We start from the raw sequence: 26,688 nt of genomic DNA, 5'->3' as shown, positions 1-26,688 counted from the left end.
ATGGCCAAAGCCCTCGACCTTGAAGAACAAGAACAACTTGACCAGATCAAGCATTTTTGGAAGAAATACGGCAACCTGATTTCTTGGGTTTTGATCGCCGTTTTGGGCGCATACGCATCTTGGAACGGCTACCAATACTGGCAGCGGGATCAGGCGGCCAAGGCTGCTGTTCTCTTCGATGAGGTTGAGCGTTCGGCCAATGCTGGCGATTTGGCGCGGGTCCAGCGGAGCTTGGCGGACATCAAAGACAAATACTCCGGTACTTTGTTTGCCCATCAGGCCTCTTTGGTTGCGGCCAAATTCTTAAGCACCCAAGGCAAATCTGCTGAGGCGCAAGCAGCCCTGAAATGGGTGGTGGGTGCTGCGCCAGAGCCAGCTTATCGTGACATTGCCCGACTCCGTTTGGCTGCTCTTTTATTGGACGATGGGTCAATGGATGAGGCCATGTCTCAATTGACTCAGCCCTTCGTACCATCTTTGATGGGTTTGGCTTCGGATTTTAAGGGTGATGTTTTGTCAGCCAAAAATCAAAAGCCCGAAGCCTTGTCTGCTTATAAAAAAGCATGGGATGAATTGAGCGAGATCCCTGATTACCGCCGTTTGGTAGAAGCCAAACTCAATGCTTTAGGAGTCGATCCACAAGCTCTAGCATCATCAGGAAAGACCCAGTGATGGCGCCTATGTTTTCAGTGGTGTCGCGTCTCATGCTTGTGGCTGCGGCCTTGCTTGTGGGTGCTTGTTCGAGTGCACCTGAAAAACCCAAGGCTTCGCCTTTGCCTGCAGTCAGTGGTACTTTCAAAGTTCAACCGGTTTGGAAGAGCCAAATCGGGTCCGTGTCACCACAGTTGCTTCCTTCCGTGCATGGGCAGCAGATGGCGTTGGCCTCTTCGCAAGGCCAGCTGGCCTTGATCGATGTTCTCAATGGCCGTGATATTTGGCGCCTTAATCTGAACGCGCCGATCCAAGCGGGTGTGGGGGGCGACGGTCGCCGCTTTGCAGTGGTGACCCAGGCCAATGAATTGGTGGTTGCCGAGGCGGGCAAGGTTTTGTGGCGGCATGTTTTGCCTGCCTTGTCTTACACCCCTCCGTTGGTTGCTGGTGATCGCGTGTTTGTGATGACCGGCGACAGAGCCGTGACGGCTTTTGATGCCGACACCGGGCAACGACTTTGGGGCCAACAGCGTCCCAGCGATCCTTTGTTGCTTCGTCAAGCGGGCCTGTTGATGCCTCTCGGGGACAACCTCTTGGTCGGGTGGGGGGGGCGACTGGCCTCTCTCAATCCATTGACAGGCGCTGTGCGCTGGGAAACTTTGGTGGGCGTGACCCGCGGCACCAATGAAGTTGAGCGCTTGGTTGATTTGGTGGCCGGTACCAGTCGTCAAGGCAATCTCGTTTGTGTTCGCTCTTTCCAAACGGCTGTCGCCTGTTTGGACGGTCTGACGGGACGCATGGCGTGGTCCCGTCCCGCCCAAGGCCATCAAGGTCTGGATGGCAACGAACAAATTTTGGTGGGATCGGAGTCGGATGGCAAAGTATTGGCTTGGCAGCGCAGCACGGGCAACCCACTTTGGACGCAAGACGCTTTGCGCTTTCGCGGTCTGAGCATGCCTTTGCTTTTGAACAATGCGGTGGTGGTGGGCGATCAAGAGGGTTGGCTTCACTTTTTATCGCCACAAAATGGTCAAGCTTTGCAACGCGTGGCCACAGACAGCAGTGCCATCATGGGCAAGCCAATTTGGTCTGGGCAGATGTTGGTGGTGGTGACACGCACCGGGGGCGTTCATGGTTTTCGCCCTGAATGATGGATCGGAAAATTTTTAAGTGAAACCCGTATTGGCCCTCGTTGGCCGCCCCAATGTGGGCAAATCGACCCTCTTTAACCGCCTGACCAAAAGCCGCGATGCCATCGTGGCTGATTTTGCGGGTCTGACTCGCGACCGCCACTACGGCAATGGCAAACAAGGTCGCCAAGAATTTATCGTTATCGACACCGGGGGCTTTGAGCCGGACGCCAGCACCGGTATCTACAAAGAAATGGCCAAGCAAACGCAGCAAGCTGTTGCTGAAGCTGACATGGTGATCTTTGTGGTGGATGCACGCGGCGGGCTGTCAGCACAAGACCACGACATTGCCAAATACCTGCGCAAAATTGGCAAACCCACTTTGCTGGTCGCCAACAAAGCTGAGGGCATGCTCGAAGGCATTCAACTGACGGAGTTCTACGAGCTGGGCTTGGGAGAGGTGATCGCCATTTCGGCTGCTCACGGTCAAGGTACGCGTGGCTTGGTCGAGTTGGCATTTGAATCGCTGAACCTGCCCGATGAACCCGAAGAGACCGAAGATGACCCCTCGGTCATCAAGCTCGCCGTGGCGGGTCGCCCCAACGTGGGCAAGTCAACCCTGATCAATACCTGGTTGGGCGAAGAACGTTTGGTTGCGTTCGATATGCCCGGCACCACACGCGATGCGATCTCGGTGCCGTTTGAAAAGCAAGGTCAGAAATTTGAGTTGATTGATACCGCTGGTTTGCGTCGTAAAGGCAAAGTGTTTGAGGCGATCGAAAAGTTTTCAGTGGTCAAAACGCTGCAAGCCATTGAGTCGGCCAACGTTGTGCTCTTGCTCCTGGATGCTGAGCAGGGCGTGACCGACCAAGATGCGCACATTGCTGGTTATGCCCTTGAAAGTGGCCGTGCCATGGTTTTGGCCGTCAACAAGTGGGACGCGGTTGACGAATACCAGCGTCAATTGGTGCAACGCTCAATCGAAACACGCTTGCCGTTTTTGAGCTTTGCGAACATGCACTTCATTTCGGCCAAAAAACGCCAAGGTTTAGGTCCTGTATGGGCTTCAATCGTTCAGGCTCACAAGGCGGCGATGTGCAAGATGAGCACGCCGATTTTGACGCGCTTGTTGTTGGAGGCTGTTCAGTTCCAAAGTCCGCAACGCGGTGGCATGTTCCGTCCTAAACTGCGTTATGCCCACCAAGGGGGAATGAATCCCCCAGTGATTGTGGTTCACGGCAATTCGCTGGAGCACGTTACTGACACTTACAAGCGGTTTTTAGAGGGGCGTTTTCGCAAGGCCTTCAACCTTTCAGGAACGCCACTTCGGATCGAGATGAAAACATCGACCAATCCCTTTGCTGATAAGGAATCCAGTTGAGGCTCGAGGGATTCATCTCATCTCAAATGGTCACCACAGGCCCTGTGGTAAGGTCAAGACTTTCAAACTTCTGAACACGGAGCATATCGTGAGCAATAAAGGCCAACTTTTGCAAGACCCCTTCTTGAACGCACTGCGCAAAGAGCATGTGCCAGTGTCCATTTATCTGGTCAACGGCATCAAACTGCAGGGTCAAATTGAGTCCTTCGATCAATATGTTGTGTTGCTGCGCAACACCGTCACCCAGATGGTCTACAAACACGCTATTTCGACCATCGTTCCAGGTCGCTCTGTCACTTTCAGCACGCCTGAAACCGGCGAAATCACAGCCTGACCATGCCCTTTGTGGTTTGGGTGGCTTCTCTGGCCACCAAAGGTTGCTGATTTTGTCTGATGCATCCATTAAAAAAACAGCACCGACGCTTTTGATCGGTGTTGATTTTGGTTTGCCGCACTTTGATGCCGATCTGGTTGAATTGGGGCTGCTCGCTAAAACGGCCGGTTTGCTGCCTGTTGCTCGTTTGACGTGCAAACGAAAAGCCCCTGACGCCGCTCTTTTTGTGGGCACAGGCAAAGCCGAAGAAATCAAAGCGATGGCATTGCTTCACGGAGCGGTTGAAATTCTTTTTGACCAAGCCTTGAGTCCTGCACAGCAGCGCAATCTTGAACGACACATCGGTTTGCCGGTCAACGACCGCACTTTGCTGATTCTTGAAATTTTCGGACAACGAGCCCGCAGCCACGAAGGTAAATTGCAGGTCGAATTGGCCCGTCAGCAATACCTGAGTACCCGTTTGGTTCGGCGTTGGTCTCACTTAGAACGCCAAAGTGGCGGCATCGGCATGCGCGGCGGCCCAGGTGAGACGCAGATCGAACTGGACAAGCGCATGATCCAAGACTCGATCAAACGCATCAAGGAGCGATTGATCAAAGTCAAGCGCCAGCGCAGTACCCAGAGGCGTCAACGCGATCGCCGGGATACCTTCAATATTTCTTTGGTGGGCTATACCAATGCCGGAAAGTCCACACTGTTTAATGCTTTGGTCAAAGCCAGGGCTTATGCAGCCGACCAACTTTTTGCAACGCTGGACACCACCACTCGGCAGCTGTACTTGGGTGAAGCAGGCCGTTCAGTTTCCTTGTCAGACACGGTGGGTTTTATCCGTGATTTACCGCACGGCTTGGTGGAGGCTTTTCAAGCCACCTTGCAAGAAGCCACCGATGCTGACTTGTTGATTCATGTGGTGGATGCCTCAAATCCAGATTTTCCCGAGCAGATGTATGAAGTGCAAAAAGTTCTGTCCGAAATTGGCGCAGATCAAGTCCCACAGTTGTTGGTTTTCAATAAAATTGACGCATTAGACCGTGCGAGCTACCCCCTTCATATGCAAGATCAATACGAGTTGGACGGCAAGCCTGTTTCTCGTGTCTTTCTAAGTGCTCAAAGTGGTTTGGGCCTGTCCGTCTTGCGGACCGTTCTTTCGGACATTGTCAAGATTGTTTTGCCCGTGATCTCACTATCAGAAACTGATCCCCGTGACATTGGCCGGGAATATGAGGATGACATGCCCTGAGAGGCTTTCATTTTCGGCACAATGCTGTTTCGTCACATAGACAAAGATTTATCACCATGAATTTCCACCTTCCCCCCCTTCGATGGTCCTTGCTGCCTGCAAAGATTCGAGGCATGTTCAATCTGAACGACCCTCGTTGGGGTCGTGACGACGACAAGCCGTCCAACGATTCGGGTGCCAAACCCAACAACGATGTGCCGCCACCGGGGCCCAAGCCTGATGCTTGGCAACAGCCCTCCGGACGCAACCCTCAGCAGCAAAGCGGTCCACCTGATCTCGATGAGCTGTGGCGTGACTTCAACCGTAAACTGGGTCAAATTTTTGGTGGCAATGGCGGACCCCAGCGGCCTCAAGGCCCCAGCGGCTCTGGCGGAGGTTCGGGGGGGCCTGAAATTCCGGCCTTCATCAAGAACTTGGGCATTGGAGTCATCTTGGGTGGCGCTTTGCTGGTTTGGTTGGCAACGGGCTTCTTCATTGTGCAAGAAGGTCAGCAGGCTGTGATCACTCAGTTTGGGAAGTACCACTCTACGGTCAACGCCGGTTTTAATTGGCGTATGCCTTATCCAGTCCAACGCCATGAGTTGGTTTTTGTGACCCAAATCCGATCGGTTGACATTGGCCGGGACAACATCATCAAAGCCACGGGCCTGCGTGAGTCGGCCATGCTGACCGAAGATGAAAACATTGTTGAGATCAAGTTTGCTGTTCAATACCGTTTGAATGATGCGCGCGCTTACCTTTTCGAAAGCCGCGACCCAACACAAGCCGTTATTCAGTCTGCAGAAACTGCTGTGCGTGAGGTGGTTGGCAAGATGCGAATGGACTCGGCTTTGGCTGAGGAGCGCGATCAAATTGCCCCACGCGTGCGCGAAAAAATGCAGACCATTCTTGATCTGTACAAGGTCGGTATCGAAGTGGTAGGCATCAATTTGCAACAGGGGGGTGTTCGCCCACCCGAGCAAGTTCAGTCCGCATTTGACGATGTTTTAAAAGCAGGCCAAGAGCGTGAGCGTGCAAAAAATGAAGCTCAGGCCTATGCCAATGATGTTGTGCCTCGCGCAGTGGGTGCGGCCTCTCGCTTGAAGGAAGAGGCAGACGCTTACCGTGAACGTATCGTGGCGCAAGCTGAAGGCGATTCGCAGCGATTTAAAACCATCTTGCCTGAGTATCAAAAAGCGCCGCAAGTCATGCGCGATCGCATGTACACAGACACCATGCAGCAGATTTACAGCAACGTGACCAAAGTCTTGGTGGACAGTAAACAGGGCTCGAACTTGTTGTACCTACCGCTTGACAAAATCATGCAGCAGGTGTCCCAGGTCCCCCCCCCCATCATGGACTCCGCGCCAGCCACTGGTGGCAGTACCAACTCAGTTTCAACTGAAACGCGCTCCAGGGATACACAACGTTCGCGCGACCGCGATCCACGATAAGGACTAAGAAAATGAATCGCATCGGATTGTGGATTTCCAGCGCACTGGTTTTGTTTGCGCTTTTGAGTTCAACGCTTTTCGTGGTGGATCAACGTCAGTTTGGCGTTGTTTACGCTTTGGGTCAGATCAAAGAAGTGATCACCGAACCTGGTTTGCATTTCAAATTGCCTCCACCCCTCCAAAATGTCAACTACATTGACAAGCGCTTGCTCACCTTGGACAGCCCGGATAACGAACCCATGCTCACGGCTGAAAAGCAACGTGTGGTGATCGATTGGTATGTCCGCTGGCGAATCACCGACCCTCAGGCCTACATTCGAAATGTGGGTTTGGATGAAAAGGCCGGTACCAGCCAGCTCAACCGTGTTGTTCGCAACGCTTTCCAAGAGCAAATCAACAAGCGCACGGTCAAGGACTTGTTGTCGCTCAAGCGTGAAGAATTGATGGACGATGTCAAGGAAGATGTTTTGGCAGTTGTCCGTGGTGCCAAGCCTTGGGGCGTCGATGTGGTGGACGTTCGCATCACCCGTGCAGATTATGTCGACACGATCACTGAATCGGTTTACCGACGCATGGAAGCTGAGCGAAAGCGTGTCGCCAACGAGCTGCGCTCGACCGGTGCTGCTGAAGGTGAAAAAATTCGCGCAGATGCTGACCGCCAGCGTGAGGTGACTGTGGCCAATGCTTACCGTGATGCCCAAAAGATCAAAGGTGAGGGGGATGCCATGGCCGCCCGTTTGTACGCTGAATCGTTCGGCCGTGACCCACAATTTGCGCAGTTCTATCGAAGCTTGGAAGCTTACAAATCGAGCTTTAACAGCAAAGGCGATGTCATGGTTCTGGACCCCGGCAGTTCAGAGTTTTTCAAAGGCATGCGGGGCACACCTTCCAGCGCACCTTCACGAAAGTAAAGTTTGTTGGGCTCATTCCTTTTGGCTTTGGGCTTGATGCTCATTCTGGAAGGGCTGATGCCCATGGTTCTACCGCGGCTCTGGAAAAGCCTTTTTGAGCAAATGCTCAAGATGGACGATGGTCAAATTCGTCTCTTTGGCATGCTGATGGTGCTGGGTGGCATGTCCGTTATCTGGTTTCTTGCTTGAGGTCTTGGCGCTGATGCTCTTCGGCGCTCAAATTTGTTCTTTGTGTCAAATCAGATCCATTTGACTGGCACTTGACCGAAAATTAGACCGTCAACCCGGTAAAATCCCTTTTTTAACCGTCTCCCCCCATCCCCTCATGTCTGCTTGGGTCCTCCCGGATCACGTTGCCGATGTCTTGCCCTCTGAGGCTCGCCACATCGAAGAACTCCGCCGCGAATTGCTGGATACCGCCCGTGGCTATGGCTACGAGCTGGTCATTCCTCCGTTGCTGGAGCATTTGGAATCCCTGCTGACCGGCACGGGAGAAGCTTTGGATTTGCAAACTTTCAAACTGGTCGATCAACTTTCAGGTCGAACTCTGGGTTTGCGCGCCGACACCACGCCCCAAGTGGCGCGAATTGACGCCCATTTGCTTGGGCGGTCGTCTTTGACGCGTCTTTGCTATTGCGGCCCTGTTTTGCACACCCGTCCGGCGCGGCCGCATGCGACCCGTGAGCCCTTGCAACTGGGTGCAGAGATCTACGGTCATGCGGGTCCTGAAGCCGACCTGGAAATTTTGCAGTTGGCACTCGACTGTCTGTCTGCTGGTCGAGCGGGCAGTTTGCAAGTCGACTTGGCCGATGCCCGCATCGTCAATCGTTTGTTGCGCGATGAGATGCTGAGCGAAGACCTTCGCCACCAGATCCACGCCGCTTTGGCGCGTAAAGACGCCTCAAGCTTGAAGACTTTGTGCAAAAGCTTGTCACAGACGGTCCGCGAGGGCTTGCTTGCATTGGTCGACTTGTACGGTGATTTAAGTGTCCTTGATGTTGCCGCCGAGCGTTTACCCTTATATCCTGAGGTCTCTGAGTCTTTAGACCAATTGCGCTGGTTGTCGTCACAAATTTCCGGTGCTGCCGTGAGCTTTGATTTGGGCGATTCGCGTGGTTACGCCTATTACAGTGGCATGCGTTTTGCCGTTTATGCGCAAGGCGCATCCGATGCGTTGGCCAGGGGTGGCCGTTACGACGGCGTAGGTGCGGTTTTCGGCCATCGCATTGACCGTGACCGTCCGGCAGTTGGCTTCAGTTTGGATCTGAAAGAACTGGTCGCTGCTGTCAAGCCACTGCCCTTGCGCGCAGCCATTCGGGCCCCTTGGGGTTCATCTGCATCTTTGCACACGGCAATTGCATCTCTGCGCAGTCGCGGTGAAACAGTGGTTTGTGTTTTGCCCGGGCACGAAAGCGAAATCGACGAATTCCATTGCGACCGCGAACTGGTTGAAGCGGCTGGGCAATGGGTTGTACAAGCTCTTTGAGAAAGAACATTTCAAGCATGAACATGAAGCAAGGCCGTAACGTGGTCGTCGTGGGTACCCAATGGGGCGACGAGGGCAAAGGCAAACTGGTCGATTGGTTGACCGAAAGTGCCCAAGGCGTGGTGCGTTTTCAAGGGGGCCACAATGCGGGCCACACATTGGTCATCAACGGCGTGAAAACTGCTTTGCACTTGATCCCCAGCGGCATCATGCGCCCAGGCGTCAAGTGCTACATCGGCAACGGCGTTGTCTTGTCGGTGCCCAAGTTGCTCGAAGAAATTGCAGGCCTTGAAAAGGCTGGTGTTGAGGTTCGTTCACGCTTGCGTGTGAGCGAAGCCTGCCCATTGATCTTGCCTTACCACGTCGCCCTCGATGTGGGCCGCGAAGCCGCCAAAGAGAAAGCCGGCACGGCCAAAATTGGCACCACTGGCCGTGGCATTGGTCCGGCCTATGAAGACAAAGTGGCGCGTCGCGCATTGCGTGTGCAAGACCTCAAGTACCCCGAGCGTTTCGCCACTAAGCTGCGCGAAAACTTGGCTTTGCACAACGAGATTTTGGTCAATATTTTAGGCGCTGCGGCGGTGGACTTTGACACCACGTACAACGAAGCCATGGCCTACGCCAAGGACTTGTTGCCCATGGTGGCCGATGTTTCACGCGAACTCAACGAGGCTCACAATGCGGGTGCTAATTTGCTTTTCGAAGGCGCACAAGGAACTTTGCTGGATGTGGACCACGGCACTTACCCCTTTGTGACCTCCAGCAACTGTGTCGCGGGCAATGCCGCTGCCGGTGCGGGTGTGGGCCCGGGCATGCTGCATTACATTTTGGGCATCACCAAGGCTTACTGCACCCGCGTGGGTGGCGGTCCGTTTCCGACAGAGCTCGACTGGGAAACTCCCGGTACCCCCGGCTACCACATGTCTACCATTGGCGCTGAAAAAGGCGTGACCACCGGGCGTTCACGTCGCTGTGGCTGGTTTGATGCGGCCTTGCTCAAGCGCAGCGCTCAGGTCAATGGTTTGAGCGGTCTGTGCATCACCAAGCTCGACGTGCTCGATGGTCTGAAAGAATTGATGCTGTGCACCGGCTACGAACTGGATGGCGAAACGATTGACATCTTGCCCATGGGCGCAGACGAAATCGCCCGCTGCAAACCCATTTACGAAGTCATTCCTGGTTGGACAGAAACCACGGTGGGCGTGACCGAGATGGACAAATTGCCGGCGACCGCCCGTTATTACCTGGATCGCATTGCCGAAGTGACCGGTGTGCCTGTGCACGTGGTGTCCACCAGCCCGGACCGAGACCACACGATCTTGTTGCACAACCCCTTCGCGGTCTGAACCCCTTGGTCTGCGATCCCCTCGATTTCAACCCCTGACTTTTTTGGAGTGAACCCATGTTGACCGAAGACGGCAAACACCTGTACGTGAGTTACGACGAGTACCACAATTTGATCGAAAAGTTGGCAATTCGCATCCACCAGTCGGGCTGGCAGTTCGACACCATTTTGTGCCTGGCCCGTGGCGGCATGCGCCCAGGTGACATCTTGTCGCGCATTTTTGACAAGCCTTTGGCCATCATGTCTACCAGTTCTTACCGCGCCGATGCGGGCACGGTTCAGGGTCACTTGGACATTGCGCGCTTCATCACCACGCCCAAAGGTGAAATAGCGGGCAAAGTGCTGTTGGTCGATGATTTGGCCGACACTGGCCACACCTTGCGCGCCGTGGTTGACCAGCTCAAAAACAATTACAAGCCAGTGACGGAGCTGCGCACAGCCGTGATCTGGACCAAAGGGGTGTCCACCTTCAAGCCTGATTACTCGATCGAGGATTTGCCGACCAATCCTTGGATTCACCAGCCTTTTGAGCCCTACGACGCTATGCGTCCTGAAAAATTGTTGGAAAAGTGGAGCGTTTGATCCGCTTCGGACTTACCCGCATTTGCGTTGTTTCAGCCTCCTTCTGGAGGCTGTTTGCATTAGGATCCCTGCATGCAAGATGAATCCTCTAAAAACGCTTTCGGCCACATCACAACTGGCCTGATCCACCACCCCTATGTCCCACCCAGCGGTTTTGATGCACCGCAACCGGGTGTGTTCAAAGCGTCGACCGTTTACTTTCCCACGGTTGCGGCCATGCGGCAACGCGAGTGGAAGGACAAATCTGCCTACACCTACGGCTTGCACGGCACGCCCACCACTTATTTGCTGGAGGAGCGTTTGTGCGCTTTAGAGGGAGGCCAGCAATGTGTTTTGGTGCCCAGTGGGCTTGCTGCGTTGGCTTTGGTGGCTTTGTCTGTTTTGAGCGCCGGTGATGAGGTGCTCATTCCCGACAATGCTTACGGCCCCAACAAGGCGCTGGCTGATGGCGAGTTGCGCCACTTTGGCATTTCTCACCGCTTTTATGACCCCATGGACCCGGCCGATCTGACGAGTCAAATCACGCCGCAAACGCGCTTGGTCTGGCTCGAAGCGCCGGGCTCAGTGAGCATGGAGTTTCCTGATTTGCCGGAACTTGTGCGCCGTTGTCGCTTGCAAGGCGTCATGTGCGCGCTGGACAACACTTGGGGTGCTGGCTTGGCCTTTAAGCCATTTGATCTGTTGAATGATGCTCAGATAGACCCTTCAGGCACTGGCGGTCAAGGCAGTTTGTCGGTGGACATCAGCGCCCATGCGCTGACCAAATACCCCAGTGGTGGTGGTGATGTGCTCATGGGCAGCGTCATCACACGGGATGCGGCATTGCATATGAAAATCAAACTTTGTCATATGCGGCTAGGCTTGGGCGTGGCTGCCAACGATACCGAAACCGTTTTGCGCTCGCTGCCCAGCATGGACCTGCGTTACAAGGCCCACGACCAGACCGCCCGCGCTTTGGCAGCGTGGTGGCAAGACCAGCCGCAATGTGCGCAACTGATGCACCCCGCCTTTGAAGGGGCCCCCGGCCATCAACATTGGCAGACCTTGTGCGAGCGAAATCCAGGCAGTGGATTGGCAGCTGGCTTGTTCAGCGTCATGATCGATGCACGCTTTAGCCAAGCCCAGATTGACGCATTTTGTGACGGTTTGAAACTTTTCAAAATTGGCTACAGCTGGGGTGGGCCCGTGAGCTTGGTGGTGCCTTATGACATCGCGTCGATGCGAAAAAAATGGCCTCGTCACTTAAAACATGGCACGCTGGTTCGTTTTTCTACGGGTCTTGAATCTGCGCATGACCTGATACTTGACCTGCATCAAGCAGTGCAAGCGCATTTGCCCATGCCCTGATCATGCAGGTCAAGAAAAAAGTGATTGTTTGAATCAAAGCCTACAGTTTGGGCACTTGGATGACTGTTCAAAGCCAGTCTGTAGCGTTACCCTGATCGTTTCATTTTGGGAAACGCATCTTTGCCATGACCGCTGCAGACAATTTCCCTGAGCATGATTCAGACCTGCCCAGCATGGCCACGCCTTATGTGCCGCCGCCACCCGTTGGGCCGCGATCGCGCATGCGGTCCTTGGGTTTTGTGGACCCTTTTCGCTGGTTGCGCCGAGGTTTGAGTGATTTGCGTCACCATCCGGGTATTGCCCTGTTTTATGGCCTGTGTTTTTGGGGTATGGCGCAGGTGCTGGCCTGGGTTTTCCAGCACAAGCCTGAATACACCATGTCCTTGGTTTCAGGCTGTTTGCTTTTAGGGCCTTTTTTGGCCATGGGTCTTTACGATGTCAGCCGTAAGCGCGAAAGTGGCGAACTGCCTGAGATGGTTTCGTCGCTCATGTGCTGGGACATACATCGCCGCAGCATGGCCATGCTGGTGTTGGTGCTGATGGTGTTGGAGCTGCTCTGGGGCAGGGCGTCATTGGTGGTGTTTGCCGTGTTCTTCAACACCGGCATGCCCTCCACAACCGGGGTGATCGAGGCGATATTCAACCGACAAAATATGGACTTCCTTCTGGTTTACTTGGCGGTGGGCGGCGCTTTTGCTGTGCTGGTCTATGGCTTGTCGGTGGTGTCGATTCCCATGATTTTGGACCGCGACACCGATGCCATCTCGGCGGTCATCACCAGTTTGCGGGTGGTTTTCTCACACCCAGGTGTGATGCTGCTCTGGGGCTTGCTGCTCAGTGTTTTGGTGCTGCTGGCCCTGTGGCCATGGGGGCTAGGGATCATCGTCGTGGGGCCTTGGCTGGGTCATGCCAGCTGGCATGCTTATCGGGGCAGTGTCGAGTGGGATGAATACCCCAAAGAAGCTGTTACATTGGGCAGCACAAATTAAAGGAGCCATCTTGGCCACACCCAACTACGGATTCGAAAAGCGCCAGAAAGAATTGGCCAAAAAACGCAAAAAAGAGGACAAGCTCAAAGCCAAGTCTGATCGGAAATCGGGCCTGTTGGCCGAAGACGGCTCTGAAATCGAGGGCGATGAGATCGATGCCAACACTGCCGCGCCAGGAGCGGCCGAATCCTCAGCACCTGCAGCGTGAGCGAACTACCACGGATCTGAAAAGAACTTTGCAAAAAAAAGGTGTTCAGACCGATTGCACCAGTTGCTTGGCCAATGACAGCATGTGAGCCATGCTGTGGCTGGCGGGCGAAATCAGGGGCGCTTTGGCATAGTGCACAAAATTTTTGCCCGTAGATGTCTCGTAGCCAGGGTCGTAATGTCCTGAGAGTAACTCAGTCACCACCTCACGCATTTCTCCCCGTTCGATCCGATCTTGCCAGCCTTGCACCACGGCTTTGCCGCGCAGGGCGGTGAGACGTTCAAGCCGGTCGGCAAACAGGGCGCGGTCTTGCGTGAAAAACGCATAGTCTTCTAGCAGTAAATTCACCCGGTTGTCCAGCGACAGTTCTATGCGCAGACATGGACTCGCACGCATGGCCACCATCAGTTCTGCGGGCACGGTCAAATTACCTACCTTCTTGCTCTCTGCTTCCACAAAGACGTGCCTGTCGGCGCTGAAACCGCGTAAAGCATTCCAAACTTGGGTGTCGAAAGCTTTTTGCGTAGGTTGAGGCGTGCCGGGAATCAATCCCAGTACTGAGCTGCGGTGGCAGGCAATGGCTTCAAGGTCTAATACCTGCGCACCCTGTTGTGCCAACGCTTGGAGCAAACGCGTTTTGCCCGAACCTGTAGGGCCACACAGCACCTGAAACTGCAGGCGTTGTGCTTGGCGCGGCGTGTCTTCCATCACCTCTTTGCGAAAAGCTTTGTAACCACCCTCAATCAGGTGCACCTTGAAACCAATTTGCCCCAAGATCAGTGCCAGCGAATTGCTTCGTTTGCCGCCGCGCCAGCAATACACCAGGGGTTGCCAGCTGCGTGGCTTGTCCATCACTTTTGCTTCGATGTGACGGGCAATGTTTTTGGCGACCAACGCGGCGCCCACTTTTTGCGCTTCGAAGGGGTTAACTTGCTTATAAAGTGTTCCGACCTTGATGCGTTCTTCGTTGTTGAGCGAGGGCCAGCTCAGTGCGCCGGGGAGGCAGTCTTCGGCGTGCTCACTTTCTGAGCGAGCGTCCAGGATCGCATCAAATTGGTTCAGTTGGGCCATAGCATCTGCGGCCGAAATCAGGTGAAGGCTCATTTCAATTGTTTCTTCAAAGTGGGCCACACATTGGCCAGCAAGCGCGGCTGCGCCGCTTCATTGGGGTGAATGCGGTCGGGCTGGAACCATTTGAGCGGATCCGGGTCATCGCCAACGCCTTTCAAAAAGAAAGGCACCAGCGCCGCCTTTTGGCTTTTAGCCACTTGTGCGTAAGCAGCTTCAAACTGGCGGGCCATGTCGGGGCCGTAATTGGGCGGCATTTGCATGCCCAGCAGCAGCACCTGTGCGCCAGTACTCTTGGACTGTTTGGTCATTTCGAGCAAGTTGCCTTCCGTCATGGCCATGGGCAAGCCGCGCAGGGCGTCGTTGCCACCCAGCTCGATCACCACATGGCTGGGCTGGTGCTTTTTGAGCAAGGCGGGCAGACGAGAGCGACCACCTGATGTGGTGTCACCACTGATGCTGGCGTTGATCACTTCTACGCCAGGTTTTTCTTGTGTCAATTGCTTTTGTAGCAAAGCCACCCAGCCTGTGCCTCTGGCCAAGCCGTACTCAGCGCTCAGGGAGTCACCCAAGACCAAAATGCGTTGCACAGATGCAGGTGAGGTGGCTTGAAGAGACGTGGCAAAGCCCCAGCCGACCAGGGCCAGCAGGGTAAAGGTAAAGTGGCGTCGTCTCAACAAAGGTGTGTGCATGCCTGAATCCATCATTGCCGTGCGTGGCGTCTCTAAAAGTGTGCAAGATGCCAGCGGTCAGCTGGACATTTTGCGCGATATCGATTTTTCGTTGAACGCCGGGGAAACAGCAGCCATTGTCGGTGCTTCCGGTTCTGGCAAAAGCACTCTGCTGGCGATTTTGGCGGGTCTTGACACACCCAGCAGTGGGCAAGTGGTTTTGGCTGGCCAATCGCTTTTTGATTTATCGGAGGACGAACGCGCCGCTCTGCGCGCCCAACATGTGGGTTTTGTGTTTCAAAGTTTTCAACTGATGCCCAACCTCACGGCGCTCGAAAACGTGATGCTGCCCCTTGAATTGGCCGATCGGCCGGATGCACGCAGCACCGCTACGGCCATGCTGCAGCGCGTGGGTTTAGGCGAGCGCCTCAAGCACCTGCCCAAAGTCTTGTCGGGTGGTGAACAGCAGCGAGTGGCTTTGGCCCGCGCCTTTGTGGTGCAGCCTGAATTGCTGCTGGCCGATGAGCCCACAGGCAGCCTCGACCATGCCACCGGCGAAGCCATCATGGATTTGATGTTCGCGCTCAATCGTGAACAAGGCACCACCTTGATTTTGGTCACGCACGACCGTCAGTTGGCTGCCAGGTGCGAGCGCAGTCTGGTGATTCAGGCTGGCCATTTGAGCGAGGCGACCTCCGGGCTCAGCAAATAGAACCGTAACGCTCATCTCTCAGTGCTTTGGGGAACAACGATAATCAACGCATGTCATCCCACAAAGTGCTATTCGGCTTCCATGCCGTCGGCGTTCGCCTCAAGATCGCCCCCCAATCTGTTGTTGAAATCCATTTCGAAGTCACCCGCCGCGACGCCCGCATGCGGCAGTTCATCGACAAGGCCCGTGACTCGGGCATGCGCATGATCGAATCAGATGGCGAGCGATTGTCCAAGCTGGCAGGTGGTCATGGCCATCAGGGCGTTGTGGCTTTGGTCACGCCCATTCCGCAAAACCACTCTCTGGATGACCTGCTTGATACTGTCGAAGGTCCGCCCTTGCTCTTGATCTTGGATGGCGTGACCGATCCGCACAACCTTGGCGCTTGCCTGCGTGTGGCCGATGGTGCCGGTGCACATGCGGTGATCGCCCCCAAAGACCATGCCGCCGGCATCAATGCCACCGTAGCCAAAGTCGCCAGCGGTGCAGCTGAAACCATGCCTTACTTCATGGTGACCAATCTGGCGCGCACTTTGGGTGAGCTCAAAGAGCGCAGCATATGGGTGATTGGTACGAGCGATGATGCGCCTCGCAACATCTACCAAGCTGATCTGAAAGTGCCCACTGCTTTGGTGTTGGGCGCTGAGGGCGACGGTATGCGTCAGCTGACACGTAAAAATTGTGATGAGTTGGTCAGCATCCCGATGCGCGGAGCGGTTGAAAGCCTGAACGTGTCGGTGGCCAGTGGAGTTTGCCTTTACGAAGCCTTGCGTCAACGCAGCTGAGTTGCCCCTTAGACATCACCCTCAAATCATCTAATTCCAATATGTTCCAAAGATCCATCCTCTCCGTGTGTGTGCTTGCTGGTTTGCTGGCCTTCTTGTCGGCCTGTACGCAGGAGCAGCAAAACAAAATCAGCCGTGGCATTCAAAATTGGACGGGTACCAACGGCGTGATGGAGGTTTATGCGGGTGACAAACTCGTTCGCCGTTTCATTCAGGTCGACAAAGTCAGCACGGCGTTGGGAACCGATGACAAACAGCCACGCGCCTACCGGTATGGCTATGGGGTGTTGGATGAGAACCTGAACATGGCCGTCGACCCCGGCGAGAAGAAAGTCTATTTTGAGGTGAGCGACTATTCGAACACGGTGTTTTTCGAAAGTCCACGCTGATTTAAAAAGTCTTTAGATCCAACCCAAAGCCCCAATCACGGCGCCCGCTCCAAGCAACCAAAGCAGGTGAATGCGGGTCCGCCAAACCAAGAGCATCGAGGCCAAGGTCAAGAGCCAAAGTGGCCAGTCTCTTTTCGGATCGTTGTGACTGGCGGTCAATAGCCAACCCGTAGAAACCAACAAGGCAATAACCACCGGGGCCATGCCTAATTTGAAGGCCTTGATGCCGCGTTTGTCTCGGTGACGATGCGCCCATTGCGTGGTGGTGTAAGTTAATACGGAAGACGGCAGCATGATGCCTAAAAGGCTGAGAAAAACGCCCAAGCTCGACAAAGCGACGCTCATCCAACCGCCACCCAATCCGGCTCCTGCATTCAGCCCCACGTTCCAACCAATGACAGCCACAAAGAGAACATTTGGACCCGGAGATGCTTGTGCCAAAGCAATGGAGGAGCTGAACTGCTGATCGGTTAACCACCCGTTATCGTCCACCAAAAACCGGTGCATGTCTGGCGCAGTGATGATGGCCCCGCCCACCGCCAAAAGAGAAAGCGATAAAAAGTGGTTAAAAAACGTCAGCCAATCACCGATCGTCAATTGCAAACTGATGATCATGTTGGGGCCTCGAGTTCAGCCAGTCTTGTCAGCTGAAGATAAGCCCATGAGCAGGCCAGGGAGCCAATGCCCAGCAATACCCAAAGCAGGGGCCAGCGCAACAAACTCACACTCACAAAAGTGCTCAGCATCACGGCAAAACACACCATCATGCCCATCGGGTTTAGCCTCAAAGCGCTGATCAACTTGATGCCGGTGGCGGCAATCAGTCCGGCTGCTACTGCACCCATGCCTCGCAATGCGCCCTGCGCCCAAGCGGCGTCAGACACACCGCCGAACACGGAGGCCAGAATCAAAACCACAGCCAAAGGCGCCAGCAGCAAACCTGCTAAAGAAGCCAAAGCCCCACCCAAGCCAAAGTGGCGGCCACCAATGATCAGACAAAAATTGACCACATTGGGGCCCGGCATGATTTGAGCCACGGCCCAATCTTCGACAAATTGAGCCTGAGTCATCCAGCGCTTTTTTTCAACCAGTTCGCGTTGAACAACAGCCAAGACGCCACCAAAGCCTTGCAGCGCCAGTAGGGTGAAAGACAAAAACAAATCAGTTTTGGACTCTGGGGCGTTGAGCGGGGCAATATCTGTCATCTTGAAATTATGCAGACCATCAGAGACTCCAGCTGTCACCGGCAGGGCAGGTGGCGCTGTGGCTTGAATGGGCCGAAACCCGTCGTTTCAACGAAACTCGCAGTTGTTGGGGCTCAGGTGGCGGAGGGCTCAGCGATGCCACCCACCACTTGGCTGAAACCACCGTCCACATAGGTGATCTCAGCGGTCACGCCCGCAGCCAAGTCGCTCAGCATGAATGCGGCCACATTGCCCACGTCCTCAATGGTCACGTTGCGACGAATCGGCGAGGCTTCTGCTACCACAGACAATATCTTTCCAAAACCCTTGATGCCGCTGGCTGCCAAAGTCTTGATGGGGCCCGCAGAAATGCCGTTGGCCCGCAGCCCCCGGTTCTGACCACCCAGCGACTCGGCCAAATAACGTACCGACGCCTCCAGGCTGGCTTTGGCCAAGCCCATGGTGTTGTAGTTGGGCACAGTGCGGATTGCGCCGAGATACGTCAAGGTCAGAACAGCCGATTTGTCGTTCAAGTAGGGCAGGGCGGCTTTGGCCATCGCCGGAAAACTGTAGGCGCTGATGTCGTGGGCGATCTTGAAGCCTTCGCGCGACAAACCATCGAGAAAATCACCGGCAATCGCTTCGCGTGGTGCGTAGCCAATGGCATGCACAAAACCGTCGAACTTTGGCCAAGTGGCAGACAGGTCGGTGAACAGCTTTTCAATCTGCTCGTCACTGCCTACATCGCAATCAAAAATCAATTTGGAGTCAAAATCGGCCGCGAATTCGGTGATGCGGTCCTTGAAACGATCGCCCACGTAGCTGAAAGCCAGTTCGGCTCCTTGGGCATGGCAGGCTTTGGCGATGCCATAAGCAATCGAGCGGTTGGATAAAACGCCCGTGATCAACAATTTTTTGCCCGACAGAAATCCTGTTTTTGTGGTCATGCCTTCAACTCCTGAAAAATGTGTGCAGAATTGTCGCATGCGAAGACCCTTGGCCCGTTTCTGGACACACTGCTGCTTGGCCCTTGGGCTTGGGGTGGCGGGCAACGCTTTGGCTGCACATGCGTATGCCCAATTCGGGGATATTCGCTACCCAGCCGGGTTTGCCCATTTTGCGTATGTGAACCCTGACGCGCCCAAAGGCGGCGAGATCATGCTGGTTCCGCCCACCCGACAGTCCAACTTTGACAAGTACAACCCATTTACCTTGAAGGGCAGTGCCCCGCCGTCCATGCTGGGCATGATGTTCGATACGTTGTTGGTGGGCAATATGGACGAACCAACCACATCCTATGGCCTGCTGGCATCGGATGTTTCTGTGGCCAGCGACCGTTTGTCGGTCACCTTCCAGATCCATCCTTTGGCTCGCTTTCACAATGGTGATCCGGTCCTGGCTGCCGATGTGCGCTATTCTTTTGAGCGCCTGACCAGCAAGCAGGCTGCGCCGCAGTACCGCACCTATTTTGGTGAAGTTAAAAAAGCGACTGTGTTAACGGAGCGCAGCATCCGTTTTGATTTTGTCCGGCCCAACAGCGAACTGCCCTTGATCGTCGGTAGTTTGCCAGTTTTCAGTCAAAAGTGGGGGCTGGAGGGCGGCGTGCTAAAGCCCTTTGACCAAATGGTCATGGATATTCCCATCGCTTCTGGCCCATACCGCATTGGCCGTGTGCAGTTTGGCAAGGACATCACCTACGAGCGCGATCCGGCTTATTGGGCGCGCGACCTGAACGTCCGCAAAGGCCAATTCAACTTCGACCGCATCACCTACAAAATATACAAAGACAGCACCGCCCAGCTTGAAGCCTTCAAGGCGGGTGAGTTCGATTACATGCAGTCCTTTATCGCGCGGGAATGGGCCAGGGCTTTCAGAGGTCGTGCGTTTGATCGCGGTGATCTGATCAAAGCAGAATTGGTGCATGGCAACGCGGGAGACTTTCAGGGCTTTTTGTTCAATACGCGTCGTGACAAGTTCAAAGACGTGCGGGTGCGCCAGGCCATTGCCCTGGCCATGGATTTTGAGTGGCTGAACCGCCAACTTTTTTACAACGCCTACAGCCGTGTGCGCGGCTATTTTGTGGCCAGTGATTTCGAAGCCAAGGGCCGACCTGGTTCAGACGAGTTGGCATTGCTTGCACCTTTGAGGGACAAGCTGCCTGCTGCGGTGTTTGAGCAAGATGTGCCGCAACCACCCCAAACCGAGCTCGATCAAGCCTCGGGCCACACTTTGCGCGACCATTTACGCCAAGCGCGTGATTTGCTCAAAGATGCCGGGTGGACTTACAGGGATGGCGCATTGCGCAATGGCAAGGGACAAGCCCTCAGCATCGAGTTTCTGGACAGTTCTGGTTCCATGGGCCGCGTCGTCACGCCATTTGCCAAGAACCTTGAAAAACTGGGCATACAGGTGCAGTACAAGGTGATCGACTTTGCGCTGTTGCAAAAGCGCATGGATGTGTTCGACTTTGACATCGTCAGCAACCGCACCGTGGGCAGCGAAGCACCCGGCACCGAGTTGCTGGAGCGTTACGGTAGCCGATCGGCCGACGTGGAAGGTTCTGGCAATGTGATCGGCCTGAAAGACCCGGCTGTGGACGCGCTGCTGGACAAGGTGGTCAGTTCCACATCTCGGCCAGAGCTGGTGACCAGCCTGCGAGCCTTAGATCGGGTGCTCCGTCACGGTCATTACGCGGTACCACACTGGTATGGTGGGGTGCACAGGGTGTCATGGCGTGCCAAAGCCTTTGCGCGCCCAACCGAGTTACCCCGTTTTTACCAGCCGGAAAAACTGGTCACCACCGTTTGGTGGTCGCCCAATGTTTCAATGTCCGCACCGTCACAAGTGACCCCAAAGGCCCCTTGACCCATGCTGGCCTATATTTTTAAACGCTTGCTGTTGATGATCCCGACCTTGTTCGGGGTCTTGTTGATGACCTTTGTGGTGATCCAGTTTGTGCCTGGGGGGCCGGTCGAACAAATGGTGGCCCAACTTCAAGGCCGGGACACGGGCGGGGAGGGCGCCGCCGCTGGTGGCAGCGGCTACCGAGGCCGTCAAGGCGTAGACGCTGCCCGCATTGCCGAAATCAAAACGCTGTACGGCTTTGACAAGCCACCCACTGAGCGCTTTTGGATGATGCTCAAGCAGTTTGCGCAGTTTGATCTGGGCAAAAGCTTTTTCTACCCGAAAGACGTTTGGAGCTTGATCAAGGAGAAGCTACCGGTTTCCATCAGCTTGGGTTTGTGGACGTTTTTTTTGAGTTATCTGGTGTCGGTGCCTTTGGGCATTGCCAAAGCGGTCAGGGCCGGTACGCGCTTTGACACCCTCACCAGTTTGCTGGTGCTCGTGGGCTATGCCATTCCGGGTTTTGTGCTGGGTGTGGCCCTGCTGGTCATCTTTGGTGGGCAGCTGCAGTGGTTTCCGCTGCGCGGCCTGACCTCGTCCAATTGGGAGCAGCTGAGCTGGGGGGCCAAAGTGGTTGACTATTTGTGGCACATCGCTTTGCCGGTCACGGCCAGTGTGGTGGGGTCGTTTGCCGTCATCACCATGCTGACAAAGAACGCTTTTCTGGAAGAAATTCGCAAGCAGTATGTGCTGACCGCCCGCGCCAAAGGTCTAAGCGAAAACCGGGTTCTTTACCGCCATGTCATGCGCAATGCCTTGATTCCGCTGGTCACGGGTTTCCCAGCGGCATTCATTGGTGCGTTTTTCACCGGCTCGTTGCTGATCGAAACCCTCTTCTCACTCGATGGGTTGGGTTTGCTGAGCTACGAGGCCGTGATCCGGCGTGACTACCCGGTGGTGCTGGGCACCTTGTATTTGTTTACCCTGATTGGCCTGGTGACCAAGTTGATCAGTGACCTGTGTTACTTGTGGGTGGACCCGCGTGTGAAGTTCGACAAATGAGCACCCTAGCCCCATCCACTTTGCCTGCGCAAGCTTCGCCTTCAGCGCGAGCTTGGCAGCGCTTTCGTCGCAACCGCCTGGGCTTTGGTAGCCTGATCATTTTTGTGACGCTGTTTGTGCTCAGCTTGGGTGCTGAGTTCTTGTCCAACGACAAGCCTCTGGTGGTGCGCTTTGAGGGGCAGTGGTATTTCCCTGTGGTCCAACCATTGCCAGAAAAAGTCTTTGGCGGAGACTTTGAGACGCCTGCAGATTACCTGGACCCGTTCATTCAACAGCAACTGAAAAAGGACGGCAACTGGGCATTACAGGCTCCCAATCCTTACCATCACACCACACTTGACTATTTCGCCCCTTTGCCCAACCCAGCGCCGCCCACGGGTCATAACTGGTTGGGGACTGACGACAGGGGCCGCGATGTGTTGGCACGGTTGTTGTATGGCTTCAGGGTATCGGTGCTGTTTGCTTTGGCCCTGACTTTATTTGGTGTGGTGTTGGGTGTGTTGACCGGCGCAGTGCAAGGCTTTTTTGTGGGCAAGACCGACTTGGTGTTTCAGCGTTTCATTGAAATCTGGAGTGCCATGCCCGAGTTGTATTTGCTGATCATCTTCTCGGCTGTGTTCGAGCCCAGTGTCGGCCTTTTGCTTTTATTGCTCAGTCTGTTTGGCTGGATGGGTTTGTCCGACTATGTGCGGGCCGAGTTCCTGCGCAACCGTCAACTCGATTACGTCAAATCGGCACGGGCGCTGGGCCTGGGAAATTGGCAGATCATGTGGCGGCACGTGCTGCCCAACAGCATGACCCCGGTGGTGACCTTTTTACCTTTTCGCATGAGCGGTGCCATTTTGGCCTTGACCTCGCTGGACTTTCTGGGTCTAGGTGTGCCACCCGGTACGCCCTCTTTGGGTGAATTGCTTGCCCAAGGCAAAAACAACATCGATGCATGGTGGATATCCATTTCCACTTTTGTGGTGCTGGTGGTGACCTTGTTGCTGTTGACTTTCATGGGCGATGCCTTGCGCGACGCGCTGGATCCGCGAAAGGCGCAAGCATGAGCACGGCCAAGGTTTTGTTGGAACTCAAAGACCTGCGCATCGCCTTTGGTGGACAAGCGGTGGTGCATGGTGTGAACCTCAGCATTCAGGCCGGTGAGCGCGTGGCCTTGGTGGGCGAGTCTGGCTCGGGGAAGTCGGTCACTGCGCTGTCGGTTCTGCGTTTGCTGGAGTCTGCTGATATTTCTGGCCATGTGCTTTGGCAAGGCCAAGATTTGCTGCTGCAAACGCCTTTGGAGATGCAGCGCATCCGTGGCGACGAGATCGCCATGATTTTTCAAGAACCGATGACGGCCCTTAACCCTTTGATGACTGTGGGCTCGCAAATCTCGGAAGTTCTGCAGCTCAAAAAGCTGTTGCCTCGGCGTGATGCGGATGCGCGGGCCGTGCATTTGTTGTCCGAAACCGGGATCGATGACCCCGAGCGGCGTTTTGGTGCTTATCCGCACCAGTTGTCTGGGGGGCAACGCCAACGCGCCATGATGGCCATGGCTCTGGCGTCTGAGCCCAAGTTGCTGTTGGCCGATGAACCCACCACTGCATTGGACGCCAGCTTGCGCCTGCAGATGCTGCAGTTGCTGGCCAATTTGCAACAAAAAACCGGAATGGCTGTGCTGCTCATCACACACGACCTGGCCTTGGTCCGCCACTTTGCCAGCCGTGTTGTCGTGATGGAAAAAGGGCATGTGGTGGAGCAAGGTGACATACAAGCTGTATTTGCGTCGCCCCAGCACCCCTACACGCAGCGCTTGCTGTCAAGTCACCCCAGCCGAGATGGCTTGGTTGCTACGCCGCCCGCGCATACACTTCCAATCCTTCAAGTGCGGAAACTCCAGGTGAGCTACCCCATCGCTGTGCCTGGATTCAAAGCTTGGTTTAAAAGACACCATTTCACAGCTTTGCATGGTGCGGATTTCTCGATCGCGCCTGGTAGCACGTTGGGTGTGATGGGGGAATCCGGCTCAGGTAAATCCAGTTTGGCACAGGCGGTGTTGGGCTTGATCCCTTTTAAAGGTGACTTGTCGTTTGCAGGGCAAACCTGGCAAGGCAGTCCGGCATTGGATAAAGCTTTGCGTCGCCGGGTGCAGGTGGTTTTTCAGGACCCCTATGGCAGCTTGTCCCCGCGCATGACCGTCGGTGAAATCGTCTCTGAAGGCTTGCGCTTGCACCATCCGCAATGGACATTCGCCCAAATAGAAGAGCGCGTTCGCCAAGCTTTGGAAGAGGTGGGTTTGGGTGGTGAGTCTTTTGATGTACTCAGCCGCTACCCACACGCTTTTTCTGGCGGACAGCGCCAACGCATCGCTTTGGCCCGCGCTTTGGTGGTGGAGCCCGAACTTTTGGTGCTGGACGAGCCCACCAGCGCTTTGGACGTGACGGTTCAACAACAGATACTGGAGTTGTTACAAGCGTTGCAAAAAAAACGCGGTATGGCGTATTTGCTGATCACCCATGATGTCGATGTTTTGCGGGCGATGGCCCATCAGGTGTTGGTTCTTAAATCTGGAATCGTGGTGGAGCAAGGGGCTTGCGACCAGGTTCTCGGTCATCCTCAGCATGAATACACCCGGACTCTGGTGCAAGCATTTCCCGATTTGAGATGAGCCAATTGACGTCCCCTTTGCCATGATTTCCTTGAAAATCACACACTTACAACGATTTTTCAGATAGAATATTGTCTTCACGACCAAACGGGCGGGTTTTCACCGCCCGTTTTTTTTGGGTCTTTCTTTTTTAACGTTGACATCCTGAAGCTCTGTGGCATTGCAGCAAATTGTTCAAGAAACTGTGACTGGACTGGGTTATGACCTGGTTGAGATTGACCGCACAGCGGGCGGTTTATTGCGCATCACGATTGATTGGCCTTGGACTGTTGGATCTGAGCACTTCATCAACGTTGAAGACTGCGAAAAAGTGAACCGCCAGTTGCAGTTTGCTTTGGAGGTTGACGGAGTGACCTACAACCGCCTAGAAGTGTCCTCTCCTGGCATTGATCGCCCATTGCGCAATGAGCAGGATTTTGAGCGTTTTGTTGGTCAGTTGATTGACATCACCCTCAAGGTGCCAATGGGTGACAAATCAGCTGGCATGGTCAACCCAACGCGCAAAAAATTTCGTGGCACGCTCGAGCGTGATGCCACTGGCCAGGGCTGGCAAATCGTCTGGAGCGATGCACCCGTTGTCAAGCCCGGGCAAAAAGTCAGCAAAAAAAGAATCCCAGAGCCCCTCAATGCGCTGGGTTTTGTATTCGTTGAGTTGCGCGAAGCGCGTCTTGCCCCCGTGGTGGACTTTAAAGGACGAAAGTCCAAACAAGAAACCTGACGGTTGGCCCATTTTTCAGATCAAGTATTTGGGGCCTGCTTGTTTGGCCCGTTTGAACAGGAGATTTAAGTCATGAATCGCGAAATGTTGATGTTGGTCGAAGCCATCTCACGTGAAAAGAACGTTGAGCGCGACGTGGTGTTTGGTGCCGTTGAAGCGGCTTTGGCTCAAGCCACCAAAAAATTGTTCACAGGCGAAGTTGACATTCGAGTGGCTGTTGACCGTGACAGCGGCAATTACGAGAGCTTTCGCCGTTGGCACGTGGTTCCCGATGAGGCGGGTTTACAGCTGCCGGAACAAGAAATTCTGTTGTTTGAAGCCAAAGAGCAGATCCCTGATATCGAGGTTGACGAGTACATCGAAGAACCCATCGAGTCCGTACCGATTGGCCGGATTGGCGCCATGGCCGCCAAGCAGGTGATTCTGCAAAAAATTCGTGACGCTGAGCGCGAAATGCTCCTCAACGACTTCATGTCGCGCGGCGAGAAGATTTTTGTGGGCACCGTGAAGCGGATGGACAAGGGCGACATCATCTGTGAGTCGGGTCGCATCGAAGGCCGCTTGAGACGCAGCGAGATGATTCCCAAGGAAAACCTTCGAAGTGGTGACCGTGTGCGCGCCATGATCATGGAAGTCGACTTGACGCTTCGTGGAGCGCCGATTCTGTTGTCACGTTCGGCGCCTGAATTCATGATTGAACTTTTCCGCCAAGAAGTCCCCGAGATTGAGCAAGGCTTGTTGGAAATCAAAACTTGCGCCCGTGACCCTGGTTCGCGCGCCAAGATTGCGGTTTTGTCGCACGACAAACGCGTTGACCCCATCGGCACCTGCGTAGGCGTTCGTGGCACCCGTGTCAACGCCGTCACGAACGAATTGGCTGGTGAGCGCGTAGACATCGTGTTGTGGAGTGAAGATCCAGCCCAGTTTGTGATCGGCGCTTTGGCACCTGCCAATGTTCAATCTATTGTGGTGGACGAAGAAAAACACGCCATGGACGTGGTGGTCGACGAGGAAAACCTCGCGATCGCCATTGGTCGTGGCGGTCAAAACGTTCGTTTAGCCTCTGACCTCACGGGTTGGAAAATCAACATCATGGACGCGGCCGAGTCCGCCCAAAAGCAGGCTGAAGAGACCACGGGCATTCGCCAGTTGTTCATGGAAAAGCTGGATGTCGACCAAGAAATTGCCGACATCCTGATTGGTGAGGGCTTCACCAGCTTGGAAGAAGTGGCCTACGTGCCGATTCAAGAAATGCTGGAGATCGAAAGCTTCGATGAAGACACGATCAATGAGCTGCGGACCCGTGCCAAAGATGCACTGCTGACGCTTGAGATTGCGCGTGAAGAGAGCGTTGAAGACGTCTCCCAGGATTTGCGTGACTTGCCGGGCTTGACGCCTGAGTTGATTTCTAAGCTGGTGGACGCGGGCATCCAAACCCGTGATGACCTGGCTGACTTGGCCACTGATGAGTTAACAGACATCACGGCCCAGACGGCTGAAGAGGCAACCGCCTTGATCATGAAAGCTCGCGAACATTGGTTCGCTGGCCAGGCCTGAAGCCTGAT

General features: G+C 54.8%; 28 protein-coding genes. 23 read left to right on the top strand and 5 right to left on the bottom strand.

Translation table 11 applies throughout. The annotated features are described in order from the left end of the window. The 14 genes from Q1M54_RS06445 to Q1M54_RS06380 all read left to right on the top strand — a co-directional run bounded on the left by Q1M54_RS06445 (position 1) and on the right by Q1M54_RS06380 (position 13,037). Positions 1 to 672 carry a tetratricopeptide repeat protein gene (locus Q1M54_RS06445; protein ID WP_300555400.1) on the top strand — a complete coding sequence of 224 codons (672 nt, stop codon included), beginning with the start codon at positions 1 to 3 and terminating at the stop codon, positions 670 to 672. Continuing rightward, the gene (bamB, locus tag Q1M54_RS06440; RefSeq protein WP_300555398.1) at positions 672 to 1,802 is read left to right on the top strand and encodes an outer membrane protein assembly factor BamB; all 1,131 of its coding nucleotides are present in this window, start codon (positions 672 to 674) and stop codon (positions 1,800 to 1,802) included. The genes Q1M54_RS06445 and bamB overlap by 1 nt, the downstream gene beginning before the upstream one ends. Before the next feature lie 19 nt (positions 1,803 to 1,821). Next, entirely contained in the window at positions 1,822 to 3,162 is a 1,341-nt protein-coding gene (gene der, locus Q1M54_RS06435; protein ID WP_300555396.1) for a ribosome biogenesis GTPase Der, read from the top strand. Between the two features lie 88 nt (positions 3,163 to 3,250). Further along, the gene (gene hfq, locus Q1M54_RS06430; protein WP_019429044.1) at positions 3,251 to 3,496 is read left to right on the top strand and encodes an RNA chaperone Hfq; all 246 of its coding nucleotides are present in this window, start codon (positions 3,251 to 3,253) and stop codon (positions 3,494 to 3,496) included. 43 nt (positions 3,497 to 3,539) lie between these two features. Further along, positions 3,540 to 4,736 (top strand): GTPase HflX, encoded by a 1,197-nt coding sequence (hflX, locus tag Q1M54_RS06425; protein WP_300555394.1) that lies wholly within the window; start codon positions 3,540 to 3,542, stop codon positions 4,734 to 4,736. Between the two features lie 56 nt (positions 4,737 to 4,792). Continuing rightward, positions 4,793 to 6,169, top strand: a complete 1,377-nt coding sequence (gene hflK, locus Q1M54_RS06420) for an FtsH protease activity modulator HflK (protein ID WP_300555392.1) — start codon at positions 4,793 to 4,795, stop codon at positions 6,167 to 6,169. Positions 6,170 to 6,180: 11 nt separating this feature from the next. Then, the gene (gene hflC, locus Q1M54_RS06415) at positions 6,181 to 7,080 is read left to right on the top strand and encodes a protease modulator HflC (protein ID WP_300555390.1); all 900 of its coding nucleotides are present in this window, start codon (positions 6,181 to 6,183) and stop codon (positions 7,078 to 7,080) included. 3 nt (positions 7,081 to 7,083) lie between these two features. Further along, the gene (locus Q1M54_RS06410) at positions 7,084 to 7,269 is read left to right on the top strand and encodes a DUF2065 family protein (protein WP_300555388.1); all 186 of its coding nucleotides are present in this window, start codon (positions 7,084 to 7,086) and stop codon (positions 7,267 to 7,269) included. Positions 7,270 to 7,405: 136 nt separating this feature from the next. Next, on the top strand, positions 7,406 to 8,566 hold the full coding sequence (locus tag Q1M54_RS06405; protein ID WP_300555386.1) for an ATP phosphoribosyltransferase regulatory subunit: 1,161 nt from the start codon (positions 7,406 to 7,408) through the stop codon (positions 8,564 to 8,566). Between the two features lie 17 nt (positions 8,567 to 8,583). After that, positions 8,584 to 9,912 carry an adenylosuccinate synthase gene (locus Q1M54_RS06400; RefSeq protein WP_300555384.1) on the top strand — a complete coding sequence of 443 codons (1,329 nt, stop codon included), beginning with the start codon at positions 8,584 to 8,586 and terminating at the stop codon, positions 9,910 to 9,912. A gap of 56 nt (positions 9,913 to 9,968) precedes the next feature. Beyond that, positions 9,969 to 10,493: a phosphoribosyltransferase gene (locus tag Q1M54_RS06395; RefSeq protein ID WP_300555382.1), complete on the top strand. Its 525-nt coding sequence runs from the start codon at positions 9,969 to 9,971 to the stop codon at positions 10,491 to 10,493. A gap of 72 nt (positions 10,494 to 10,565) precedes the next feature. Further along, complete coding sequence (locus Q1M54_RS06390; RefSeq protein WP_300555380.1) at positions 10,566 to 11,840, top strand: PLP-dependent transferase; 1,275 nt, start codon at positions 10,566 to 10,568, stop codon at positions 11,838 to 11,840. Positions 11,841 to 12,013: 173 nt separating this feature from the next. Further along, entirely contained in the window at positions 12,014 to 12,829 is an 816-nt protein-coding gene (locus Q1M54_RS06385) for a DUF2189 domain-containing protein (RefSeq protein ID WP_300555438.1), read from the top strand. Positions 12,830 to 12,839: 10 nt separating this feature from the next. After that, positions 12,840 to 13,037, top strand: coding sequence for a hypothetical protein (locus tag Q1M54_RS06380; RefSeq protein WP_300555378.1), 198 nt, complete (start codon positions 12,840 to 12,842; stop codon positions 13,035 to 13,037). A 45-nt stretch (positions 13,038 to 13,082) separates the two neighbouring features. On the opposite strand, the gene mnmH is transcribed toward Q1M54_RS06380, so the two are convergent. Together mnmH and Q1M54_RS06370 are read right to left on the bottom strand one after the other, a co-directional pair. Beyond that, positions 13,083 to 14,141 (bottom strand): tRNA 2-selenouridine(34) synthase MnmH, encoded by a 1,059-nt coding sequence (gene mnmH / locus Q1M54_RS06375; RefSeq protein WP_300555376.1) that lies wholly within the window; start codon positions 14,139 to 14,141, stop codon positions 13,083 to 13,085. After that, positions 14,138 to 14,797, bottom strand: coding sequence for an arylesterase (locus Q1M54_RS06370; protein ID WP_300555374.1), 660 nt, complete (start codon positions 14,795 to 14,797; stop codon positions 14,138 to 14,140). Before Q1M54_RS06370 ends, mnmH begins: the two co-directional genes overlap by 4 nt. Between Q1M54_RS06370 and Q1M54_RS06365 the strand changes: the two genes are divergently transcribed. The 3 genes from Q1M54_RS06365 to Q1M54_RS06355 are packed head-to-tail and all read left to right on the top strand — an operon-like array spanning position 14,796 to position 16,662. Beyond that, the gene (locus Q1M54_RS06365; RefSeq protein WP_300555372.1) at positions 14,796 to 15,488 is read left to right on the top strand and encodes an ABC transporter ATP-binding protein; all 693 of its coding nucleotides are present in this window, start codon (positions 14,796 to 14,798) and stop codon (positions 15,486 to 15,488) included. The genes Q1M54_RS06370 and Q1M54_RS06365 overlap by 2 nt on opposite strands. A 50-nt stretch (positions 15,489 to 15,538) precedes the next feature. Beyond that, positions 15,539 to 16,273, top strand: coding sequence for a 23S rRNA (guanosine(2251)-2'-O)-methyltransferase RlmB (rlmB, locus tag Q1M54_RS06360; RefSeq protein ID WP_300555370.1), 735 nt, complete (start codon positions 15,539 to 15,541; stop codon positions 16,271 to 16,273). 41 nt (positions 16,274 to 16,314) lie between these two features. Further along, the gene (locus Q1M54_RS06355; protein ID WP_300555368.1) at positions 16,315 to 16,662 is read left to right on the top strand and encodes a hypothetical protein; all 348 of its coding nucleotides are present in this window, start codon (positions 16,315 to 16,317) and stop codon (positions 16,660 to 16,662) included. A 12-nt stretch (positions 16,663 to 16,674) separates the two neighbouring features. Here the strand turns inward: Q1M54_RS06355 and Q1M54_RS06350 are convergent, their stop codons facing one another. From Q1M54_RS06350 to fabI, 3 genes are all read right to left on the bottom strand, one after another. Beyond that, positions 16,675 to 17,277 carry a chromate transporter gene (locus tag Q1M54_RS06350; RefSeq protein WP_300555366.1) on the bottom strand — a complete coding sequence of 201 codons (603 nt, stop codon included), beginning with the start codon at positions 17,275 to 17,277 and terminating at the stop codon, positions 16,675 to 16,677. Beyond that, positions 17,274 to 17,867 carry a chromate transporter gene (locus tag Q1M54_RS06345; RefSeq protein ID WP_300555364.1) on the bottom strand — a complete coding sequence of 198 codons (594 nt, stop codon included), beginning with the start codon at positions 17,865 to 17,867 and terminating at the stop codon, positions 17,274 to 17,276. The genes Q1M54_RS06350 and Q1M54_RS06345 overlap by 4 nt, the downstream gene beginning before the upstream one ends. Positions 17,868 to 17,980: 113 nt before the next feature. After that, a complete protein-coding gene (gene fabI / locus Q1M54_RS06340; RefSeq protein WP_300555362.1) occupies positions 17,981 to 18,793 on the bottom strand; it encodes an enoyl-ACP reductase FabI in 813 nt (270 codons plus the stop codon). A 37-nt stretch (positions 18,794 to 18,830) separates the two neighbouring features. Here fabI and Q1M54_RS06335 point away from each other — a divergent pair, with 37 nt between their 5' ends. The 6 genes from Q1M54_RS06335 (at position 18,831) to nusA (ending at position 26,680) form a co-directional block, all read left to right on the top strand. Further along, a complete protein-coding gene (locus tag Q1M54_RS06335) occupies positions 18,831 to 20,711 on the top strand; it encodes an extracellular solute-binding protein (protein ID WP_300555360.1) in 1,881 nt (626 codons plus the stop codon). A gap of 3 nt (positions 20,712 to 20,714) precedes the next feature. Next, a complete protein-coding gene (locus tag Q1M54_RS06330; RefSeq protein WP_300555358.1) occupies positions 20,715 to 21,752 on the top strand; it encodes an ABC transporter permease subunit in 1,038 nt (345 codons plus the stop codon). After that, positions 21,749 to 22,804: an ABC transporter permease gene (locus Q1M54_RS06325; protein WP_300555356.1), complete on the top strand. Its 1,056-nt coding sequence runs from the start codon at positions 21,749 to 21,751 to the stop codon at positions 22,802 to 22,804. The genes Q1M54_RS06330 and Q1M54_RS06325 overlap by 4 nt, the downstream gene beginning before the upstream one ends. Next, a complete protein-coding gene (locus Q1M54_RS06320; protein WP_300555354.1) occupies positions 22,801 to 24,405 on the top strand; it encodes a dipeptide ABC transporter ATP-binding protein in 1,605 nt (534 codons plus the stop codon). The genes Q1M54_RS06325 and Q1M54_RS06320 overlap by 4 nt, the downstream gene beginning before the upstream one ends. A 154-nt stretch (positions 24,406 to 24,559) precedes the next feature. Further along, complete coding sequence (gene rimP, locus Q1M54_RS06315; protein ID WP_300555352.1) at positions 24,560 to 25,123, top strand: ribosome maturation factor RimP; 564 nt, start codon at positions 24,560 to 24,562, stop codon at positions 25,121 to 25,123. A gap of 72 nt (positions 25,124 to 25,195) precedes the next feature. Continuing rightward, on the top strand, positions 25,196 to 26,680 hold the full coding sequence (nusA, locus tag Q1M54_RS06310; protein WP_300555350.1) for a transcription termination factor NusA: 1,485 nt from the start codon (positions 25,196 to 25,198) through the stop codon (positions 26,678 to 26,680). Positions 26,681 to 26,688 lie beyond the last annotated feature (8 nt).

This window comes from Limnohabitans sp. Rim8 (genome assembly GCF_943326455.1).
Taxonomy (GTDB): Bacteria; Pseudomonadota; Gammaproteobacteria; order Burkholderiales; family Burkholderiaceae_C; genus Limnohabitans_A.
The sequence above is the reverse complement of the archived record's forward strand: the minus strand, read 5'-3'. Positions and strand labels throughout refer to the sequence as shown.

Excerpts from the sequence above, each read along its gene's own strand:
- Q1M54_RS06390 (WP_300555380.1), top strand. The coding sequence starts at position 10,566 with ATGCAAGATGAATCCTCTAAAAACGCTTTCGGCCACATCACAACTGGC.
- Q1M54_RS06325 (WP_300555356.1), top strand. The coding sequence starts at position 21,749 with ATGAGCACCCTAGCCCCATCCACTTTGCCTGCGCAAGCTTCGCCTTCA.
- Q1M54_RS06355 (WP_300555368.1), top strand. The coding sequence starts at position 16,315 with ATGTTCCAAAGATCCATCCTCTCCGTGTGTGTGCTTGCTGGTTTGCTG.
- Q1M54_RS06335 (WP_300555360.1), top strand. The coding sequence starts at position 18,831 with ATGCGAAGACCCTTGGCCCGTTTCTGGACACACTGCTGCTTGGCCCTT.
- fabI (WP_300555362.1), bottom strand. The coding sequence starts at position 18,793 with ATGACCACAAAAACAGGATTTCTGTCGGGCAAAAAATTGTTGATCACG.
- rlmB (WP_300555370.1), top strand. The coding sequence starts at position 15,539 with ATGTCATCCCACAAAGTGCTATTCGGCTTCCATGCCGTCGGCGTTCGC.
- nusA (WP_300555350.1), top strand. The coding sequence starts at position 25,196 with ATGAATCGCGAAATGTTGATGTTGGTCGAAGCCATCTCACGTGAAAAG.
- Q1M54_RS06405 (WP_300555386.1), top strand. The coding sequence starts at position 7,406 with ATGTCTGCTTGGGTCCTCCCGGATCACGTTGCCGATGTCTTGCCCTCT.
- mnmH (WP_300555376.1), bottom strand. The coding sequence starts at position 14,141 with ATGAGCCTTCACCTGATTTCGGCCGCAGATGCTATGGCCCAACTGAAC.
- hflK (WP_300555392.1), top strand. The coding sequence starts at position 4,793 with ATGAATTTCCACCTTCCCCCCCTTCGATGGTCCTTGCTGCCTGCAAAG.
- bamB (WP_300555398.1), top strand. The coding sequence starts at position 672 with ATGGCGCCTATGTTTTCAGTGGTGTCGCGTCTCATGCTTGTGGCTGCG.
- Q1M54_RS06400 (WP_300555384.1), top strand. The coding sequence starts at position 8,584 with ATGAACATGAAGCAAGGCCGTAACGTGGTCGTCGTGGGTACCCAATGG.
- Q1M54_RS06370 (WP_300555374.1), bottom strand. The coding sequence starts at position 14,797 with ATGCACACACCTTTGTTGAGACGACGCCACTTTACCTTTACCCTGCTG.
- Q1M54_RS06320 (WP_300555354.1), top strand. The coding sequence starts at position 22,801 with ATGAGCACGGCCAAGGTTTTGTTGGAACTCAAAGACCTGCGCATCGCC.
- hflC (WP_300555390.1), top strand. The coding sequence starts at position 6,181 with ATGAATCGCATCGGATTGTGGATTTCCAGCGCACTGGTTTTGTTTGCG.
- Q1M54_RS06345 (WP_300555364.1), bottom strand. The coding sequence starts at position 17,867 with ATGACAGATATTGCCCCGCTCAACGCCCCAGAGTCCAAAACTGATTTG.
- Q1M54_RS06395 (WP_300555382.1), top strand. The coding sequence starts at position 9,969 with ATGTTGACCGAAGACGGCAAACACCTGTACGTGAGTTACGACGAGTAC.
- Q1M54_RS06385 (WP_300555438.1), top strand. The coding sequence starts at position 12,014 with ATGGCCACGCCTTATGTGCCGCCGCCACCCGTTGGGCCGCGATCGCGC.
- Q1M54_RS06365 (WP_300555372.1), top strand. The coding sequence starts at position 14,796 with ATGCCTGAATCCATCATTGCCGTGCGTGGCGTCTCTAAAAGTGTGCAA.
- Q1M54_RS06445 (WP_300555400.1), top strand. The coding sequence starts at position 1 with ATGGCCAAAGCCCTCGACCTTGAAGAACAAGAACAACTTGACCAGATC.
- Q1M54_RS06330 (WP_300555358.1), top strand. The coding sequence starts at position 20,715 with ATGCTGGCCTATATTTTTAAACGCTTGCTGTTGATGATCCCGACCTTG.
- Q1M54_RS06350 (WP_300555366.1), bottom strand. The coding sequence starts at position 17,277 with ATGATCATCAGTTTGCAATTGACGATCGGTGATTGGCTGACGTTTTTT.